Below are 14,763 nucleotides of genomic sequence, written 5' to 3'. Positions count from 1 at the left end.
AAATGAGTGATTTGGATAAAGAGTACGAGGCGTCACTGAAGTCGATAGAAACAGAAAATAAAATAGACCGGGTTTTTTATCGCCCGATAGGCTTTCGTATCGCTCGTATGCTTAGAGGTACAGGTATTACACCGAATATGGTGACTGTTATTTCCATTTTTGTGGGAGCAGCTGTCGGTTTCTTTTTTTATCACGATGATTTAAGTTATAATATTTGTGGTATTCTACTTTTAATATTTGCGAATATATTGGATTGCGTAGACGGACAATTGGCACGTTTGACCGGTATCAAATCGGCTATCGGACGTATTTTGGACGGTTTTGCAGGTGATATCTGGTTTGCTTCCATTTATGTGGCTTTTGCCCTTCGCCTGTCTCATGATTATGGAACACATTGGTTTTTTGCCTTGGCTGTTCTTTCCGGATTGTCACACCTTGTACAGGCAAATATTACAGATTACTATAAAACCCTTCATCTCTATTTCATCAGTAAGGACAAGGGAGCTGAATTCCAGTCGCTGGAACAGGTACGCGCCCGTCATAAAGAGATGAAATACGGCATTAATAAGTTCTTTTATTTTCTCTATAGAGGCTATACCTTATTGCAAGTAAAGGCGACCCCTTCCTTGCAGCAGATGCTTCGTTGTCTGCATACCCGTTATGGAGATAATATTCCCGATGATATTCGTGTTGATTTCCGTAAACAAAGTAAGCGATTAATGTGTTTAATAGATATGCTTACTTTTAACGGACGTACAATTGTGATGTTTATTGTTGTATTGCTCGGAGAAGTGTGGGTCTACTTTTTATATGAAATTATTGTGTTGAACATTGTCTTGCTGTTTGCTATGCATAGACACGAAAAAATGTGTGCAACATTCTGTAAATAAACCGGATTTTATGAAAGAGAGCGTCGTAGACATACAGGACTTACAACAAGCTGCCCCGTTCTTTAAAAGCAAACTCGGAATTTTCCTGGGGAAGTTGTTGATAAAGTGGTTGAGTATTGATAAGGTAAATCGTGTACATGCCAATAACTGCCGGCTAAGGGGAGCCGCTTTTACAACTGCTTTGCTGCATGATCCCTTGATTGATATAAAATATAGGTTGCATAATAGCGAAGTATTGGATAATTTGCCGGAAGGAGCTTTTACTACTGTATCCAATCACCCTATCGGTTCGATAGACGGAATTATGCTGATTGACATATTTGCATCCCGCCGTCCGGATTTTAAAGTGATGGTAAACGGTGTCCTGACAAAAATCGGGGCAATGCAAGATAATTTTATTTCCGTTCAGCCGGACTCCAATAATCAGGGTGCTAATCCTCGGAATATTAACGGTGTCCGTCTTTCCCTCCAACGTTTGAAAGAAGGACATCCGATGGGTTTTTTCCCTGCCGGAGCTATCTCCATGTATCAAAAGAAGACGAAAAAGATACAAGATTTACCTTGGACTCACAGTGTGATTCGTTTGATTAGGAAAGCAAATGTACCTGTTTATCCCGTGTATTTCGACTTTCTGAATTCCGGCTTTTTTTATTGGTTAGGACGGATAGATTGGCGTATCCGTACTTTACGTATTCCCGCAGAAGCGTTTAATAAATGTGGACGTACGGTAGATGTTTACATCGGAGAACCTGTCTCTCCTGAAGAAATCCGGAATATGCCGGACGATAAACAATTTGCTGATTTTCTCTATAACAGAACATACGGTGCTAAAAAATAAGAAAGTACCATGAGAAACCGCTTATAGATGCGGTATATTGAATTAAGATTTGTAATTTTGGCAGATAAACTGAAATAATTACAGATAAAAGATTGATATGATGATAAAGGTTGATGTGCAACAGATAAAACAGCGTTTTGGTATTATCGGAAATAATCCGGCTTTGAACCGGGCGATTGACGTGGCCCTTCAGGTTGCTCCTACGGATTTGTCTGTACTTATTACCGGTGAAAGTGGAGTCGGTAAGGAAACTTTTCCTCAGATTATACATCAGAACAGTCCGCGTAAGCATGCGCAATATATTGCAGTCAACTGTGGGGCTATTCCTGAAGGAACAATCGATTCGGAATTGTTCGGACATGAGAAAGGTTCGTTTACCGGTGCTTTGTCCGAACGGAAAGGCTATTTTGAAGTGGCCGACGGTGGTACGATATTTCTGGATGAAGTGGGAGAGTTGCCTACCCCTACACAGGCACGTTTACTTCGTGTGCTGGAAACCGGTGAATTTATCCGGGTAGGTTCTTCGAAAGTGTTAAAAACGAATGTCCGTATTGTTGCTGCTACCAATGTTAATCTGGTTCAGGCTGTGGGGCAGGGAAAATTCCGTGAAGACCTGTTTTATCGTCTCAGTACCGTACCTATTCAGATTCCACCCCTGCGGGATCGTGGCGAAGATATATTTTTATTATTCCGTAAATTTGCCGGCGATTGTGCCGAGAAATATCGGATGCCTTCTATCCGTTTGGATGAGGAAGCCCGTCAGTTGCTCTTGTCATACCGTTGGCCTGGCAATGTTCGTGAGTTGAAGAATATTACCGAACGTATTTCGGTGATTGAAGAAAATCGGGATATAACGGCCGATGTGCTGCGGGTTTATTTGCCCGACCTTAATATGGAAAAGTATCCGGTATTGGTCAAACAGGATGCGGAGCAAAAAATATTCAATAGTGAACGTGAAATTCTTTATCAGGTACTTTTCGATATGAAGAAGGATGTGAACGAACTGAAAAAGTTAGTTCATGACATTATGGGAGGTAAAATGCCAATGGCTGTTGCCGATGAAACTTCTTATTCGCATTCTATCCATACCCCCCATCCTGTTCATCCCGTACCTTCTATCCAGGAAGCAGAAGCGGTGGAAGAAGAGGAGACACTTTCGTTGGAAGAAGTGGAAAAAGAAATGATACGTAAAGCACTCGAAAAACATAATGGCCGCCGTAAAAATGCCGCTGCCGATTTAAAAATATCGGAACGCACTTTATATAGAAAGATTAAAGAATATAACTTGGAATAAACGATGTTGAAGAAAAATAAAATATGGGTGTTTTGTCTGATAGCGATGGTCGTGACGGCTTGTTCCATCTCCTACAAATTTAATGGAGCTTCCATTGACTATACGAAAATAAAGACAATCACAATCAAGGATTTTCCTAATCAGGCTCCATTGGTGTATCCGCCTCTTTCGCAGAAATTTACGGAGGCTCTAAAGGATATTTATACTCGTCAGACCCGTCTTCAATTAGTCAATAGTAATGGCGATTTGGAATTGGAAGGCGAAATCACCGGATATGATTTGACTCCTATGGCTGTGAAGGAAGATGCTTATGCTTCGCAGACTAAGTTGACAATTACTGTACGTGTCCGCTATTCTAATCGTATAACTCCGGAAAAAGATTTTGAGCAAACCTTTTCCGCTTATCGCGAGTTTGATGCGACTCGAATGTTGCAGGAGGTACAGGATGATTTATCTAAAGAAATTATAGACGAGCTTGTCGATCAGATTTATAACGCAACTGTTGCCGATTGGTAAAAAATGAAAGCAGCCGATATATATCAACTCATGGAAAATCCGGATCTGCTCACCGAGGATACGCTTCCCCGGTTGAAGCAGATAGTGGATGAATTCCCGTGTTTTCCGGTTGCCCGAATGCTTTATTTGAAAAACCTTGCGATTCTGAATGATATACGTTTTAGTGCCGAATTAAAGAAAATGGCAATTTATATACCCGATCGGAAAAAGCTCTTTACATTGATTAAGGGAGAAGAATATGGATTACAAACAAAGTTGCCGATAGGAGAGGAAGGTTCCAAAGAAGATGCTTTTTCTCTGATTGATGCTTTCTTATCCGGTCAGGAAGAAGAAAAAGAGAAAGAACCGGAGACGGGAACATCTCTTTTGTTTCAGCCTTCAGCCTCATCTGATTATATTTATTGGTCATTAACAAAAGAAAACGAATCTCAAGAAGAAAAAGAAACTATACGGCTTCAACATCATGAGTTGATTGATTCTTTCCTTAAAGATGATGAACAACGTGTCCCGGGAAGTGGCCTGAATCTCCCATCTGAAGCAGAAGATACAGCTTTACCTCCTAATGTGGCAGAGCTGGACGAAGAACATCTTAAACCCTTGAATGATTCCTATTTTACCGAAACTTTGGCTCATATTTATGTAAAACAGAAACGATATGAGAAAGCATTGCAAATTATTCAAAACTTAAACTTGAAATATCCAGAAAAAAATGTTTACTTTGCAGACCAAATCAGATTTTTGGAAAAGTTGATTATTAACACTAAAAAATAAAACAAAGATGTACGTATTTATTTCTATCTTAATCCTGATTGCGTCTCTTCTATTAATACTGATTGTATTGATACAGAACTCCAAGGGAGGAGGTCTGGCTTCGGGATTCTCTTCTTCCAACCAGATTATGGGTGTACGCAAAACCACAGACTTTCTTGAAAAAGCAACATGGACCCTTGCAGGTACTGTAGTCGTATTGAGTATTGTGATTACTGCTTTTATCCCGAGAAGTGGTCACCAGGGAACTCAATCAGAAATCAAACAACAGGTAAACGATGCTGTTTCAATTGATCCGAATACGATTGCTCCTGATTTCGGAACTGCACAGCAACCCGCTACTACTCCTGATGAAACAGAAGAAACTCCGGCAAATTAATTAAGAACAATTGCTGATATAGGAAAGGTGTTCCCCATAAGAACACCTTTTTTTGTTGTCTATTCCGATTGGGCTTGATAGATTGATAGAGGCAATCTATCTTGATTATCCATATTTCTTCGTATCTTTGTATAAACAGGCTTCAGTTGCTGATTCTGATAAATAAGTAAATATGGATATGATTAACTTTGATGGATTATTAATAGGTATTGTGACCTTTTTAATTATTGGATTATTTCATCCGATTGTAGTAAAAGCGGAATATTACTGGGGAACCAAATGCTGGTGGATTTTCCTTTTGCTGGGTATCGCAGGAACGATAGCTTCCCTGCTGGTGGAAAGTGTCTTTATTTCGGCTATTTGCGGCGTATTTGCTTTTTCTTCATTTTGGACGATAAAAGAGGTATTCGAACAGGAGGAACGTGTTTTGAAAGGTTGGTTTCCCAAAAATCCGAAACGTACATATCCAGAGAAGTAAATCTGCGTATATGTTTCATTTATAGGTGTAAATGGGAAGATAGAGTGGTTTATCAGCATAAAATAAATAGAGGATATGCAGAAATTTATACTGTTGTGGTCGTTTGTGCTTTTATTCACTGCTTGCGGTGGTATGCAAAAAGTACAAAGTAGTTCAGAAATGGATAAAGGAAAAGAAAATGCTGAACGGGTTTATAATGTGAAGGATTTTGGAGTTGCAGGAGATGGTGTAACGGATGATACATACGCAATTCAGTCAGTTCTCGATTATGTGATGGATCACGGGGGCGGAACGGTTTATTTCCCTAATGGACGATACCGGCTGGCCACTTTGCAGGAAAAGTACAATGTGAAAGCTCATTTGATTATTAAGCCGAAATCCAGTGGCTCGGGTATTCGGGATTATGTGATGATTCGAATACAAGGTGAAAATTGTGTGGTTACCCCTTGTGCTTACGCAAATCATACTTCAGAGGATCGGTCGGAAGTATGGAGTAATGGAACCGTATTGTTCTCTGATGTGTTAGGGGAACTTCAGACAGATTCGTCTATTTCTCCGACTTCTATTCTGGCAGTAGGAACAGGAAATAATCTTTATAGTTTGAATCAAGCTGTTGTGCGTTTACAGAATATTGCTTTTCAGGCTAAGTCAGAAAAGGGGAAGTATCCTTATCTATCGGGTGTTAATATGGCCTATGCTGCAACTGTCTATACAGATAACGTTTTGATTTATTCTTCAACGCGCAACACGGCCTTGATGGCCCCTTCCCATGACGGTCATTATTCGGCCGGATTTATCGGACCACGATTGTGGTGTAATCCGGAACAAGAATTAAGAAATATATATGTTAAAAGTGCATTCCGGTACGGTTTTATTTTTTCGGAGCATATGAATGGAAATAACCTTTCCGTATGGAACTGCGAAAATGCTTTTGTCTTTTCAAAAATGGATCATTCTTGCTGGTTCGGAAGAATCCATGCCCAGAATTGTACGAATATCCTTACTTCCCTGGATGTTGAATTTTGTGGTCATCTACCTGGTGCTTCATTTCTTAAGATTGAACAGGTGGGGATTGAAGTGAATAGTGGTCAAATTCCGATTGATTTTAATTATAGGAATTTTATCGTTGATCCGGAGAATAGGTTATATGGCTCTCTGTTTTATCATATTGTAAAATCGAATGAGGGAGCGAATAATTCATATTATACAGCTGAAGGAGCCTCGAATATGAAAGCGTATCCTTCATTCTGAAGCAGGGCGGACTTTCGGGATTTTTTGTATCTTTACCACGATAAATATGAATCATTATGAAGACAAAGAAGACAGATTCCCTGATGGAGTATATCAAAGCGAACCGAAAGGGAAGCAGGGAAGCGGAAATTGAGAACCATGGTCATCCGATTAATTATAACCGGGTTCAGGTTTCGAAAAAGGTTTATAATCGTAAAAGAGATAAGGCAGATGCCCGGAGGCATCTGCCTTATTCGTTTCTTTATCTTATTGTAGAGTAATTGGAAATAAGGTTGATGGTGATTTTGATATTATGCCCATGAAGAAATAAAAAAAGAGGAAAACCTTCTGATTTTCCTCTTTCTAAGAGCGGAAGACGGGGCTCAAACCCGCGACCCTCAGCTTGGAAGGCTAATGCTCTATCGACTGAGCTACTTCCGCAACATTTAAAATTGTACCGTTTAATCACTTAAACAAGTCCAGTGGGCAGTGATGGATTCGAACCACCGAAGGCGAAAGCCAGCTGAGTTACAGTCAGCCCCATTTGGCCACTCTGGTAACTGCCCCTGTTTTTTAATTGCAGTGCAAAGGTACGATTATTTTTGATACTTGCAAGCCTTTGTCAGGAAAAATTTACCATTTTAAGAGCTGTAATAGCAGCTTCATCTCCTTTATTTCCGTACTTACCGCCCGCACGGTCTTCCGACTGTTGCATGGTGTCGGTGGTTAATAAACCGAAGATGAAGGGAATATCGTACATTAAGTTTAGTTCGGTAATACCTTGTGTAACGCCGGAACATACATAATCAAAATGGGGTGTATCACCTCTGACTACGCAGCCTAAAACAATTATGGCATCCAGTTCTTTAGTTTCTGCCAGTCTTTTTGCTCCGAATGTCAGCTCAAAACTGCCCGGTACACGTTTTACATAGATATTTTCAGCCTTTACGCCATGTTTTTCCAGCGTGTTGCAAGCCCCTTCCAGTAGCTTTTCTGTAATACTTTTGTTCCATTCAGCGACTACGATACCGATTGTCATTTCAGAACCATCGGGTACACTGTTGAAATCGTACTCTGATAAATTTTGATAAGCTGTAGCCATACTATATTATTCTTAAAAGAAGAGGATGCCTTTTTTGACGAGACATCCTCTTGTTATTAATAATCACATTTTTATGATGCTCATTTGCCTTCGACAGAAGCACGGGTGATATATTTATCGATATCGGATGCTTCCATTGAATTATAATACTTTTCTTTAATGGTAGTATATGCTTTGACTGCATCTTTATATTGTTTCAGGCTTTCGTAAGCAACGCCTGCTTTTTTCAGGAATACCGGGCTTATTGTTTCATTGTCTGCTTCTTTGGCAGCTTTCTCGAAATAGCTGATGCCTTCCTTGATATTCCCCATATTTACATAACAGTCACCAATCAGACCGATAATAGTCGGAGAAATCATATTGTCTTTTGCCTTGAAAGATTTCAGTTTTTCCAATGCTTTTTCGTAGTCACCTATTTTGAAGTAGCAGATACCGGCATAAGCTTTAGCCAGATTACCGGAGGCAGTGCTTCCGTATTGGTCAATGATGGCATCGAAGCCCTCATAATCAGCTCCGTTTCCGTTTAGTGCCAGATTGAAGGAATCTTTTGCAAAATATTGTTCGCCTTTGAATAGAGCAACTGCTGCTGCCTTTTCTTTCGGAGCTAAATATCCGTGTTTGATTCCCAGAACAGCTCCAACAACGAGTGCGATAGCTATAATTCCATAAATAATTTTCTTTGAATTGTTTTCAATGAACTGTTCCGACTTCGAAACAATTTCTTCTACTTCTAACTCCTTGTTGGTTTCTTTTCCCTTAGTAGCCATAATCTTGTTATAGTTGTTTATTATTTTATCTTCGTTTTATGCCTGTGGCAATTCAAAGCGCAAAAGTAGTTTTTTTTACTGATATAATCTACACTTAGAAGTATATTTTTTAATTTTGTACGATTAATATAGTGCTGATGATACTTAAAAAGCTTTCTATACTCAATTACAAGAATATTCTCCAGTGCGAAGTTTCATTCTCTCCGGAAATAAATTGTTTTTTCGGCAACAACGGAATGGGGAAGACGAATTTGCTGGATGCCATTCATTATTTGTCATTCTGTAAAAGCCATATCAATACGCCGGATACTCAAATTATCAATAATGCTCAGGATATGTGTGTGTTACAGGGTGATTATGATTATGAGGGACGGGACGAGGAAATATTCTGTGCAATACGCCGCAGGCAGCGGAAACAGTTCAAACGGAATAAGAAGGAATATGGCAAGCTTTCGGAACATATAGGCCTTTTGCCCTTAGTGATGGTTTCTCCGGCTGATTCCGAACTGATACAAGGTGGAAGCGATGAGCGACGCCGTTTCCTGGATGTGATTATTTCTCAACAGGACAAACAATATCTGCATGCACTGATTCAGTACAACAAGGCTTTACTTCAGCGAAATATATTGTTGAGAGAACAGAGCCAGGATGCCTCTCTCTATGAAGTATTGGAAATGCAGCTTGCTATGTATGGACAGATGGTTTATGAAAAAAGACTGCAATTGGTGAGTGACTTTACTCCGATTTTCAATGAATATTATCAGATTATTTGCCGCTCTGCCGAGCATGTCGGACTACGTTATATTTCCCAGTTGGAAAAGGGGGATTTTGCCGGTTTACTGGCTGCCAACCGTGAACGTGACCGTATTTTAGGCTATACCTCATCCGGTATTCATAAAGACGAGTTAGAGATGACTCTGAATGATTATCTTATTCGCCGTGTCGGTTCACAGGGACAGAATAAAACATATTTGATTGCTCTCAAGCTGGCTCAATATGTTTTTCTGATGCGTCGCGGACAAACGACACCGGTTTTGTTGTTGGATGATATTTTTGATAAACTGGATGCGGATCGGGTGGAACAGATTATTAAGCTGGTAAGCGGCGATAGTTTCGGGCAAATTTTCATTACGGATACAAACCGGAAATATCTGGATGAAATATTGCAGACAATGAATCATGACTATGCTTTGTTCCGTGTCGAACAGGGTGAAGTTTTACCGATGGAGGAAACTGCGTGAAACGGAGGAATACACAATCGCTTGGAGAAGTTATCCGCGATTTCTTTGAGGATAATACCGAATTGTACGAGAAAATACTTGAAATTCGTATCCAGCGGGCATGGGGAGAAGTACTTGGCAAGATGGTAATGCAATATACGCGTAATATATATGTGAAGGATCGGGTTTTATATGTTTCATTAACCTCGTCCGTGTTACGTAGCGAATTGCTTTTGTGCCGGGAGAGGTTGATGAAGAGCCTGAACGAATATGCAGGCTCGGCAGTTATTCGGGATATAGTTATCCGATGAATAACGATAAAAAAGAATTTAAGAAATAGGGATTCAAAACGAAAAGAAAAAACTTATTACTCCGGAAATAAAGTTTCCTGCTCAGTAATAATCAAATCCATCTTTTTGTCGAACGGTTCGACCGGAATATTTTCTTTTAATTGAAAATCATAGCAAATGCCGATTTTCGGAGCAGATAATGTGGATAATAACCGGTCGTAAAACCCTTTGCCTCTTCCCAGACGGTTGTGTTGGCGGTCGAAAGCAACTCCCGGAACGACTATCAAGTCAATCTCTTCTTCCGGAACCGGATTGTCCGTATCGGCGGGTTCCAAAATGCCGAAAGCACCGGGCTTTAGGGAATCTTTCCCCGTATAATGTAATAGACGCAAATCATTACCTACGACTACCGGGAGTAGGATTTTTTTATCCTGATACCATTTTTCAATAAAACCGGCAGTTTGTACTTCACCGGGGATGGCGTAATATAAAGCGATGCTGGAAGATTGCCGGAAGAGTTCCGTCTCTTCCAGCCGTTCCATTATCTTAGCAGACATTTGATGCAATGCAATCTTCGTATATGATTTCTTTAACGACGCCATATCTTCTCGAAGTTGCTGTTTGGCTTTGTGCAATATCATCTTTCGTTTTATTTTTATCTTCCAACGTCGGTAAGGATTTTCCTTCGTTCAGTATTTGAATAGCACGTTTCAACGTGACATCGTCATTCTGGAAAATCGGATAGAAGCCATCTTCATCAAAAAAGTTACGTACGATATAGGCCTGTATTTGTTTTTCAATCAGTTTGCCGGAGATGTTAATCAGTGTCGGGCGCTTCTTGATACCTTTCTGTGCTGCAAAATTTGTAAAGTCGTACAACAAAGGCTGTTGTTGCAAATATTGTAGCAATTCCTGATAGGTCGCAAATGATGCTAACTTGTCATAATTGCGGTCCGAATATTCAAGTACGAACAAATTCAATACACCGGAATTGACAACATTTGTAAAGTAAGAAGTTATTCCGCTCGTATCACGTGGAATGAAAATATCCGGCATGATACCACCACCGCCGTAAACAGGGCGTCCCATTACCGTTTCATATTTTTCAAGATTGTCCTGTTTGATGCTGTCGGCCGAGTCGAATTCACCGTGCATGAGCCGGTTGTATATATCCTGTTCATAATCCCCTCCGTTGCCTAATACATATTTTTTCTGGATGCAACGTCCGGACGGAGTGTAATAGCGTGCAATCGTCAAACGGATTTCCGAACCGTCGCTCAACTGGATTGGCGATTGTACCAGCCCTTTCCCGAAAGTGCGGCGCCCGATAATCAGACCGCGGTCGTTGTCTTGGATAGCGCCGGAGAAAATTTCGCTGGCCGAAGCCGAGAACTCGTCTGTCAGTACTACAATCGGTGTATTCTGGCAAGTCCCGTTCCCGTTCGTGTAAATATCGTTCCGGGGGAATGCTTTACCTTCCGTATAAACAACCAGCCGGCCTTCCGGCATGAACTCGTTCACTAAATTGATGGCTGCATCCATATATCCGCCAGTGTTACCCCGCAAATCGATAACGAATGAGGTACAGCCTGCCTGTTTCAGTTTTGCGATAGCTGTGATAAATTCGTTGTAGGTAGTACGTCCGAACTTGCTGACTTTGATGTATCCGATACCTTTGCTCACTTCGTAAGCCACATCGACGGAGTTGACAGGGACATCTCCGCGTGTCACGTCGAAATAAATCAAATCCGGATTTCCTTTCCGCATCACGCCCAATTTGACCGTACTGTTTTTAGCGCCGCGCAGCGTTTTCATGATATACTCCTGATCACTGTGGTTGCCTGCATAAACAGAGTCATTGATAGAGATAATGCGGTCGAAAGGTTTCAGTCCCGCCTTTTCGGAAGGGCCGCCGGGGATAACATTGATTACCAGTATCGTGTCGGTCTGCATATTGAAAGATACCCCAATACCGCTGAACGAACCTTCCAAATCCTCATTTACCCGTTGTGCATCTTTTGCCGGTATATAAACCGAGTGAGGGTCCAGTTCACTGAATATCTTAGGGATTGCATCTTCCACCAATTTTTTCATGTTAACGGTATCTACGTATTGCTCGTCAATGATATCGAGTATCGCATTTATTTTATTCCCACTGGAATAAATATGCCGTTTTCCTTTTGTCAGTGCCAGGTAATGGTTGCCTATAAAAATACCCAAAGCCACACTTAATGCTATAATAACGGGAAGCCAGACTGTCAGCCTTTTGTTTTTATCCATAAAAACGTCTCTAATTTTATTCTTTTATTTCTATATAATCTATAATAACACCGGCCCGCAACAATAGGTTGCAACCATCTTCCACTCTGTATTTTTCTGAGTAGACCACACGTTTGATACCCGACTGGATAATCAGTTTGGCACATTCTATACAAGGTGCGGATGTGACATAGATTGTTGCTCCTTTACTACTGTTCGATGAAGCTGCTACTTTCGTGATAGCGTTGGCTTCAGCATGTAGAACATAGGGTTTGGTGAGATTATTTTCATCTTCACAAATATTTTCGAAACCAGATGGCGTACCGTTGTAACCGTCGGATATAATCATTTGGTCTTTGACTATCAGCGCTCCGACTTGACGTCGTTTACAATACGAGTTCTCAGCCCAGACGGCCGCCATTCTTAAATAGCGTTTATCCAACTCGAGTTGCTTATCCTTTTTATCGCACATCGTTTTCTGATTTTATACCTATAATATTGGCAAAGGTACATATATTTGGGATAAATGGAACAGATTTGATTGTTTTTGTTCAATCGACGTATCTCATAAAATGTTTACTTCGGAATGAGAAGCCCGGCCAAGTGGAAAAATCGAGGGAGAAAAAGACAAAATTAATTGTCCCTACCAAGTCCTCTTCCGGCACGAATCCCCAAAAACGACTGTCAATGGAGTTATTCCGGTTATCTCCCATCATAAAATAGTAGTTGCTTTTAAACATATACTGATTAACAGGAGTGTTGTTGCTGTAGAATTCTCCGTTTTGAAGGGTAAGGGAAACTCCTTCCTTTTGCGCCACATTCTTTATCCACGAAAAATTCTCGGCTGTTAATTCCAACGCCATCCCTTTTTGCGGAATCAGGATAGGACCGTAGTCGAGTGTAGTCCACGAGGTGTTTTCCGGGAATTTAACAGGGTTTCCATTGCGTATTTTAATTACATTTTTAGGCTGTTTCACTTGTTTGTTGTTGATATACAAATCGCCTTGTTTCAGACAAACGGTATCCCCCGGCAAACCAATCATCCGTTTTACCAATAATACTCCCGGCATTTCCTGGGAATAGAAAACGGCAATATCGAACCGTCTCGGTTTGTGCCACTCAGGCATGCGCGATGTGCCCCAATCAATCCGCGCATCGAGTTCCCTTAGCGGCTTTATCCAGGTAAAAACGTTGAATATCGGTATGTCTGCGAATCGTTTGGGCAATATAGCTCCGTAAGCAGCCTTGTTTAACCAGACATAATCACCTTCCCATAAGGTATTTTCCATGCTGGCGGAAGGAATATAGCAAGGTTGTCCGAGAAAAATCCGGATTGAAATGGCTACTAGGATAATACATCCGAGCAAACTGATATATTTTTTCATCTTTGTGAGTTGTTCTTTAATATCAATATCTATGGGCACAAAGTTATGTAAATATATTGTATTCTGGAGAACTGATTTCAATTATCAGTCTTTAAACTCGTAATAAAGTAATATCGGGTTTGATGATTCCTCGCTTATGTTTTTTAGTTCTTCGATGTTTTCAAAATTTGGGTTTAACCGGCCTTCTTCGACATACCGTTTAATCATTGAAAATCCATCAACGTTTATTACATAATAAACCCCTTTGCTGTCTGTTGTCAAATAACTGGTTATGAGATAACTGGATTCCTGCCCTTCTTTAAAAAGCAAATCATTTAATCCTGTATATTTATATGCTTGATTTTCTTGAGTATCGTAATATATATTGGTAGTTGTATATCCCTGTAAGTAAGAGAAAAATATTTTCCCATTATTCTCCATCAGATTGGCAATTCTGTATATCAGATTTTTCGTTAGCATGTAACTATAGAATGGGTCTTCGGGTCTGTTTTCATCCAAATAATCTTGAATAGTTTGTGTATTAATAAAATTGTTAGATTTAATTGCCAGATAAGGCTGGACACCTTTCGAACTGATTGACATAATTGTATCCATACACGATTGGACAAATAGGCAATGTTCCGAGCTTGTGGGGAAAAATGCGTGATTATCCGTTAAGACTTTATTGGCTCGCCCTTTGTTATATTCTGATGCAAGGAGGTAATATTCTGTAGTGTTCCCAGTATCCATCTCTATTTTTCGTAATAAATAACAACCTTTTCCAGATAAGCTTTTTCCTGTCTTGTAATAGTTATAATAAATGTCCCCATATAATTCATTTCCAATTTTGAATAAATGCAGAGGCTCTGTTTCTTCATTGAGAGGAATGGTCTTGATATATTTGCCGGTTATGTAATTGTATTCGTGGAGTTCGCTTTTGCTATCATCTAATGGATTGTCTAACAACCAGACAGAATTGCTTAAAGAATCAACGACTATATCGTCAAGTTTTGCATATTCCCCCGGCCAATTACCTTTCCTGGAAATAGTTCTTATATATTTTCCATCTTGGTCAAATACAAATAAATTATCTCCCATGAATTTGCTGAGAACAAATATTTTATCTCTACATGTATACAATTTGGAAACAAATAGGAAAGAGTTTCTTCTTACCCTTTCGAGTGGTATTATCTTTAGTGATTTGAAAAAATTGGAAAGAGGAATATCTCCCAAGTCCTTTGCGTTATCTATGTTTATATCGTATACAGTTTTTGGGCTATTTTGGCCCACTGTTAAACTGGTATTTAATATATGAAATAAGAAGAATAGTAATAATGTATTTTTTTTCATGTTTGTTTATTTTGCTTC

The 14,763-nt window shown here is 39.9% G+C and carries 18 protein-coding genes and 2 tRNA genes; 11 read left to right on the top strand and 9 right to left on the bottom strand.

The window, feature by feature from the left end; translation table 11 throughout:
* Positions 1-2: 2 nt before the first annotated feature.
* The 9 genes from DW103_RS04635 (at position 3) to DW103_RS04595 (ending at position 6,674) form a co-directional block, all read left to right on the top strand.
* Complete coding sequence (locus DW103_RS04635) at positions 3-890, top strand: CDP-alcohol phosphatidyltransferase family protein (RefSeq protein ID WP_122274483.1); 888 nt, start codon at positions 3-5, stop codon at positions 888-890.
* A 10-nt stretch (positions 891-900) separates the two neighbouring features.
* Positions 901-1,728 (top strand): lysophospholipid acyltransferase family protein, encoded by an 828-nt coding sequence (locus DW103_RS04630; RefSeq protein WP_122274524.1) that lies wholly within the window; start codon positions 901-903, stop codon positions 1,726-1,728.
* A 100-nt stretch (positions 1,729-1,828) separates the two neighbouring features.
* Entirely contained in the window at positions 1,829-3,022 is a 1,194-nt protein-coding gene (locus DW103_RS04625) for a sigma-54-dependent Fis family transcriptional regulator (RefSeq protein ID WP_122274523.1), read from the top strand.
* Positions 3,023-3,025: 3 nt separating this feature from the next.
* The gene (locus tag DW103_RS04620; RefSeq protein WP_122274482.1) at positions 3,026-3,538 is read left to right on the top strand and encodes an LptE family protein; all 513 of its coding nucleotides are present in this window, start codon (positions 3,026-3,028) and stop codon (positions 3,536-3,538) included.
* 3 nt (positions 3,539-3,541) lie between these two features.
* Positions 3,542-4,309: a hypothetical protein gene (locus DW103_RS04615; RefSeq protein WP_122274481.1), complete on the top strand. Its 768-nt coding sequence runs from the start codon at positions 3,542-3,544 to the stop codon at positions 4,307-4,309.
* Positions 4,310-4,316: 7 nt separating this feature from the next.
* Positions 4,317-4,685, top strand: coding sequence for a preprotein translocase subunit SecG (secG, locus tag DW103_RS04610; protein WP_122274480.1), 369 nt, complete (start codon positions 4,317-4,319; stop codon positions 4,683-4,685).
* A gap of 172 nt (positions 4,686-4,857) precedes the next feature.
* Positions 4,858-5,163, top strand: coding sequence for a DUF4491 family protein (locus tag DW103_RS04605; protein WP_122274479.1), 306 nt, complete (start codon positions 4,858-4,860; stop codon positions 5,161-5,163).
* Positions 5,164-5,238: 75 nt separating this feature from the next.
* Positions 5,239-6,414, top strand: coding sequence for a glycosyl hydrolase family 28-related protein (locus DW103_RS04600; protein ID WP_122274478.1), 1,176 nt, complete (start codon positions 5,239-5,241; stop codon positions 6,412-6,414).
* Between the two features lie 56 nt (positions 6,415-6,470).
* Positions 6,471-6,674 carry a hypothetical protein gene (locus DW103_RS04595; protein ID WP_122274477.1) on the top strand — a complete coding sequence of 68 codons (204 nt, stop codon included), beginning with the start codon at positions 6,471-6,473 and terminating at the stop codon, positions 6,672-6,674.
* An 87-nt stretch (positions 6,675-6,761) separates the two neighbouring features.
* Here the strand turns inward: DW103_RS04595 and DW103_RS04590 are convergent.
* The 4 genes from DW103_RS04590 to DW103_RS04575 form a co-directional block, all read right to left on the bottom strand.
* Positions 6,762-6,834: transfer RNA gene (locus DW103_RS04590), tRNA-Gly, on the bottom strand.
* Between the two features lie 42 nt (positions 6,835-6,876).
* Positions 6,877-6,959, bottom strand: a tRNA-Tyr gene (locus DW103_RS04585).
* A 56-nt stretch (positions 6,960-7,015) separates the two neighbouring features.
* Positions 7,016-7,495, bottom strand: a complete 480-nt coding sequence (gene ribH, locus DW103_RS04580; protein WP_122274476.1) for a 6,7-dimethyl-8-ribityllumazine synthase — start codon at positions 7,493-7,495, stop codon at positions 7,016-7,018.
* Positions 7,496-7,575: 80 nt separating this feature from the next.
* The gene (locus tag DW103_RS04575) at positions 7,576-8,262 is read right to left on the bottom strand and encodes a tetratricopeptide repeat protein (RefSeq protein WP_122274475.1); all 687 of its coding nucleotides are present in this window, start codon (positions 8,260-8,262) and stop codon (positions 7,576-7,578) included.
* Between the two features lie 137 nt (positions 8,263-8,399).
* Between DW103_RS04575 and DW103_RS04570 the strand changes: the two genes are divergently transcribed.
* Positions 8,400-9,503 (top strand): DNA replication/repair protein RecF, encoded by a 1,104-nt coding sequence (locus tag DW103_RS04570; RefSeq protein ID WP_122274474.1) that lies wholly within the window; start codon positions 8,400-8,402, stop codon positions 9,501-9,503.
* Positions 9,500-9,793: a DUF721 domain-containing protein gene (locus DW103_RS04565; protein WP_122274473.1), complete on the top strand. Its 294-nt coding sequence runs from the start codon at positions 9,500-9,502 to the stop codon at positions 9,791-9,793. The genes DW103_RS04570 and DW103_RS04565 overlap by 4 nt, the downstream gene beginning before the upstream one ends.
* 56 nt (positions 9,794-9,849) lie before the next feature.
* Here the strand turns inward: DW103_RS04565 and DW103_RS04560 are convergent, their stop codons facing one another.
* From DW103_RS04560 to DW103_RS04540, 5 genes are all read right to left on the bottom strand, one after another.
* The gene (locus DW103_RS04560) at positions 9,850-10,374 is read right to left on the bottom strand and encodes a 5-formyltetrahydrofolate cyclo-ligase (protein WP_233545606.1); all 525 of its coding nucleotides are present in this window, start codon (positions 10,372-10,374) and stop codon (positions 9,850-9,852) included.
* Positions 10,319-12,052, bottom strand: a complete 1,734-nt coding sequence (locus DW103_RS04555) for a S41 family peptidase (RefSeq protein WP_122274471.1) — start codon at positions 12,050-12,052, stop codon at positions 10,319-10,321. The genes DW103_RS04560 and DW103_RS04555 overlap by 56 nt, the downstream gene beginning before the upstream one ends.
* 16 nt (positions 12,053-12,068) lie before the next feature.
* Entirely contained in the window at positions 12,069-12,503 is a 435-nt protein-coding gene (locus tag DW103_RS04550; RefSeq protein ID WP_122274470.1) for a dCMP deaminase family protein, read from the bottom strand.
* A 79-nt stretch (positions 12,504-12,582) separates the two neighbouring features.
* Positions 12,583-13,416: a signal peptidase I gene (gene lepB / locus DW103_RS04545; RefSeq protein WP_147381177.1), complete on the bottom strand. Its 834-nt coding sequence runs from the start codon at positions 13,414-13,416 to the stop codon at positions 12,583-12,585.
* An 84-nt stretch (positions 13,417-13,500) separates the two neighbouring features.
* Positions 13,501-14,745: a 6-bladed beta-propeller gene (locus DW103_RS04540; RefSeq protein WP_122274468.1), complete on the bottom strand. Its 1,245-nt coding sequence runs from the start codon at positions 14,743-14,745 to the stop codon at positions 13,501-13,503.
* Positions 14,746-14,763 lie beyond the last annotated feature (18 nt).

Source organism: Parabacteroides sp. AM08-6, from assembly GCF_003473295.1.
Taxonomy (GTDB): Bacteria; Bacteroidota; Bacteroidia; order Bacteroidales; family Tannerellaceae; genus Parabacteroides.
This window is presented reverse-complemented; position numbering and strand designations above follow the sequence as displayed.

Bases quoted from the DNA above. Each gene is read 5' to 3' on its own strand.
- ribH (WP_122274476.1), bottom strand. From the start codon at position 7,495: ATGGCTACAGCTTATCAAAATTTATCAGAGTACGATTTCAACAGTGTA.
- DW103_RS04595 (WP_122274477.1), top strand. From the start codon at position 6,471: ATGAAGACAAAGAAGACAGATTCCCTGATGGAGTATATCAAAGCGAAC.
- DW103_RS04625 (WP_122274523.1), top strand. From the start codon at position 1,829: ATGATAAAGGTTGATGTGCAACAGATAAAACAGCGTTTTGGTATTATC.
- DW103_RS04550 (WP_122274470.1), bottom strand. From the start codon at position 12,503: ATGTGCGATAAAAAGGATAAGCAACTCGAGTTGGATAAACGCTATTTA.
- DW103_RS04540 (WP_122274468.1), bottom strand. From the start codon at position 14,745: ATGAAAAAAAATACATTATTACTATTCTTCTTATTTCATATATTAAAT.
- DW103_RS04600 (WP_122274478.1), top strand. From the start codon at position 5,239: ATGCAGAAATTTATACTGTTGTGGTCGTTTGTGCTTTTATTCACTGCT.
- DW103_RS04635 (WP_122274483.1), top strand. From the start codon at position 3: ATGAGTGATTTGGATAAAGAGTACGAGGCGTCACTGAAGTCGATAGAA.
- DW103_RS04560 (WP_233545606.1), bottom strand. From the start codon at position 10,374: ATGGCGTCGTTAAAGAAATCATATACGAAGATTGCATTGCATCAAATG.
- DW103_RS04620 (WP_122274482.1), top strand. From the start codon at position 3,026: ATGTTGAAGAAAAATAAAATATGGGTGTTTTGTCTGATAGCGATGGTC.
- secG (WP_122274480.1), top strand. From the start codon at position 4,317: ATGTACGTATTTATTTCTATCTTAATCCTGATTGCGTCTCTTCTATTA.
- DW103_RS04630 (WP_122274524.1), top strand. From the start codon at position 901: ATGAAAGAGAGCGTCGTAGACATACAGGACTTACAACAAGCTGCCCCG.
- DW103_RS04575 (WP_122274475.1), bottom strand. From the start codon at position 8,262: ATGGCTACTAAGGGAAAAGAAACCAACAAGGAGTTAGAAGTAGAAGAA.
- DW103_RS04555 (WP_122274471.1), bottom strand. From the start codon at position 12,052: ATGGATAAAAACAAAAGGCTGACAGTCTGGCTTCCCGTTATTATAGCA.
- DW103_RS04570 (WP_122274474.1), top strand. From the start codon at position 8,400: ATGATACTTAAAAAGCTTTCTATACTCAATTACAAGAATATTCTCCAG.
- lepB (WP_147381177.1), bottom strand. From the start codon at position 13,416: ATGAAAAAATATATCAGTTTGCTCGGATGTATTATCCTAGTAGCCATT.
- DW103_RS04605 (WP_122274479.1), top strand. From the start codon at position 4,858: ATGGATATGATTAACTTTGATGGATTATTAATAGGTATTGTGACCTTT.
- DW103_RS04615 (WP_122274481.1), top strand. From the start codon at position 3,542: ATGAAAGCAGCCGATATATATCAACTCATGGAAAATCCGGATCTGCTC.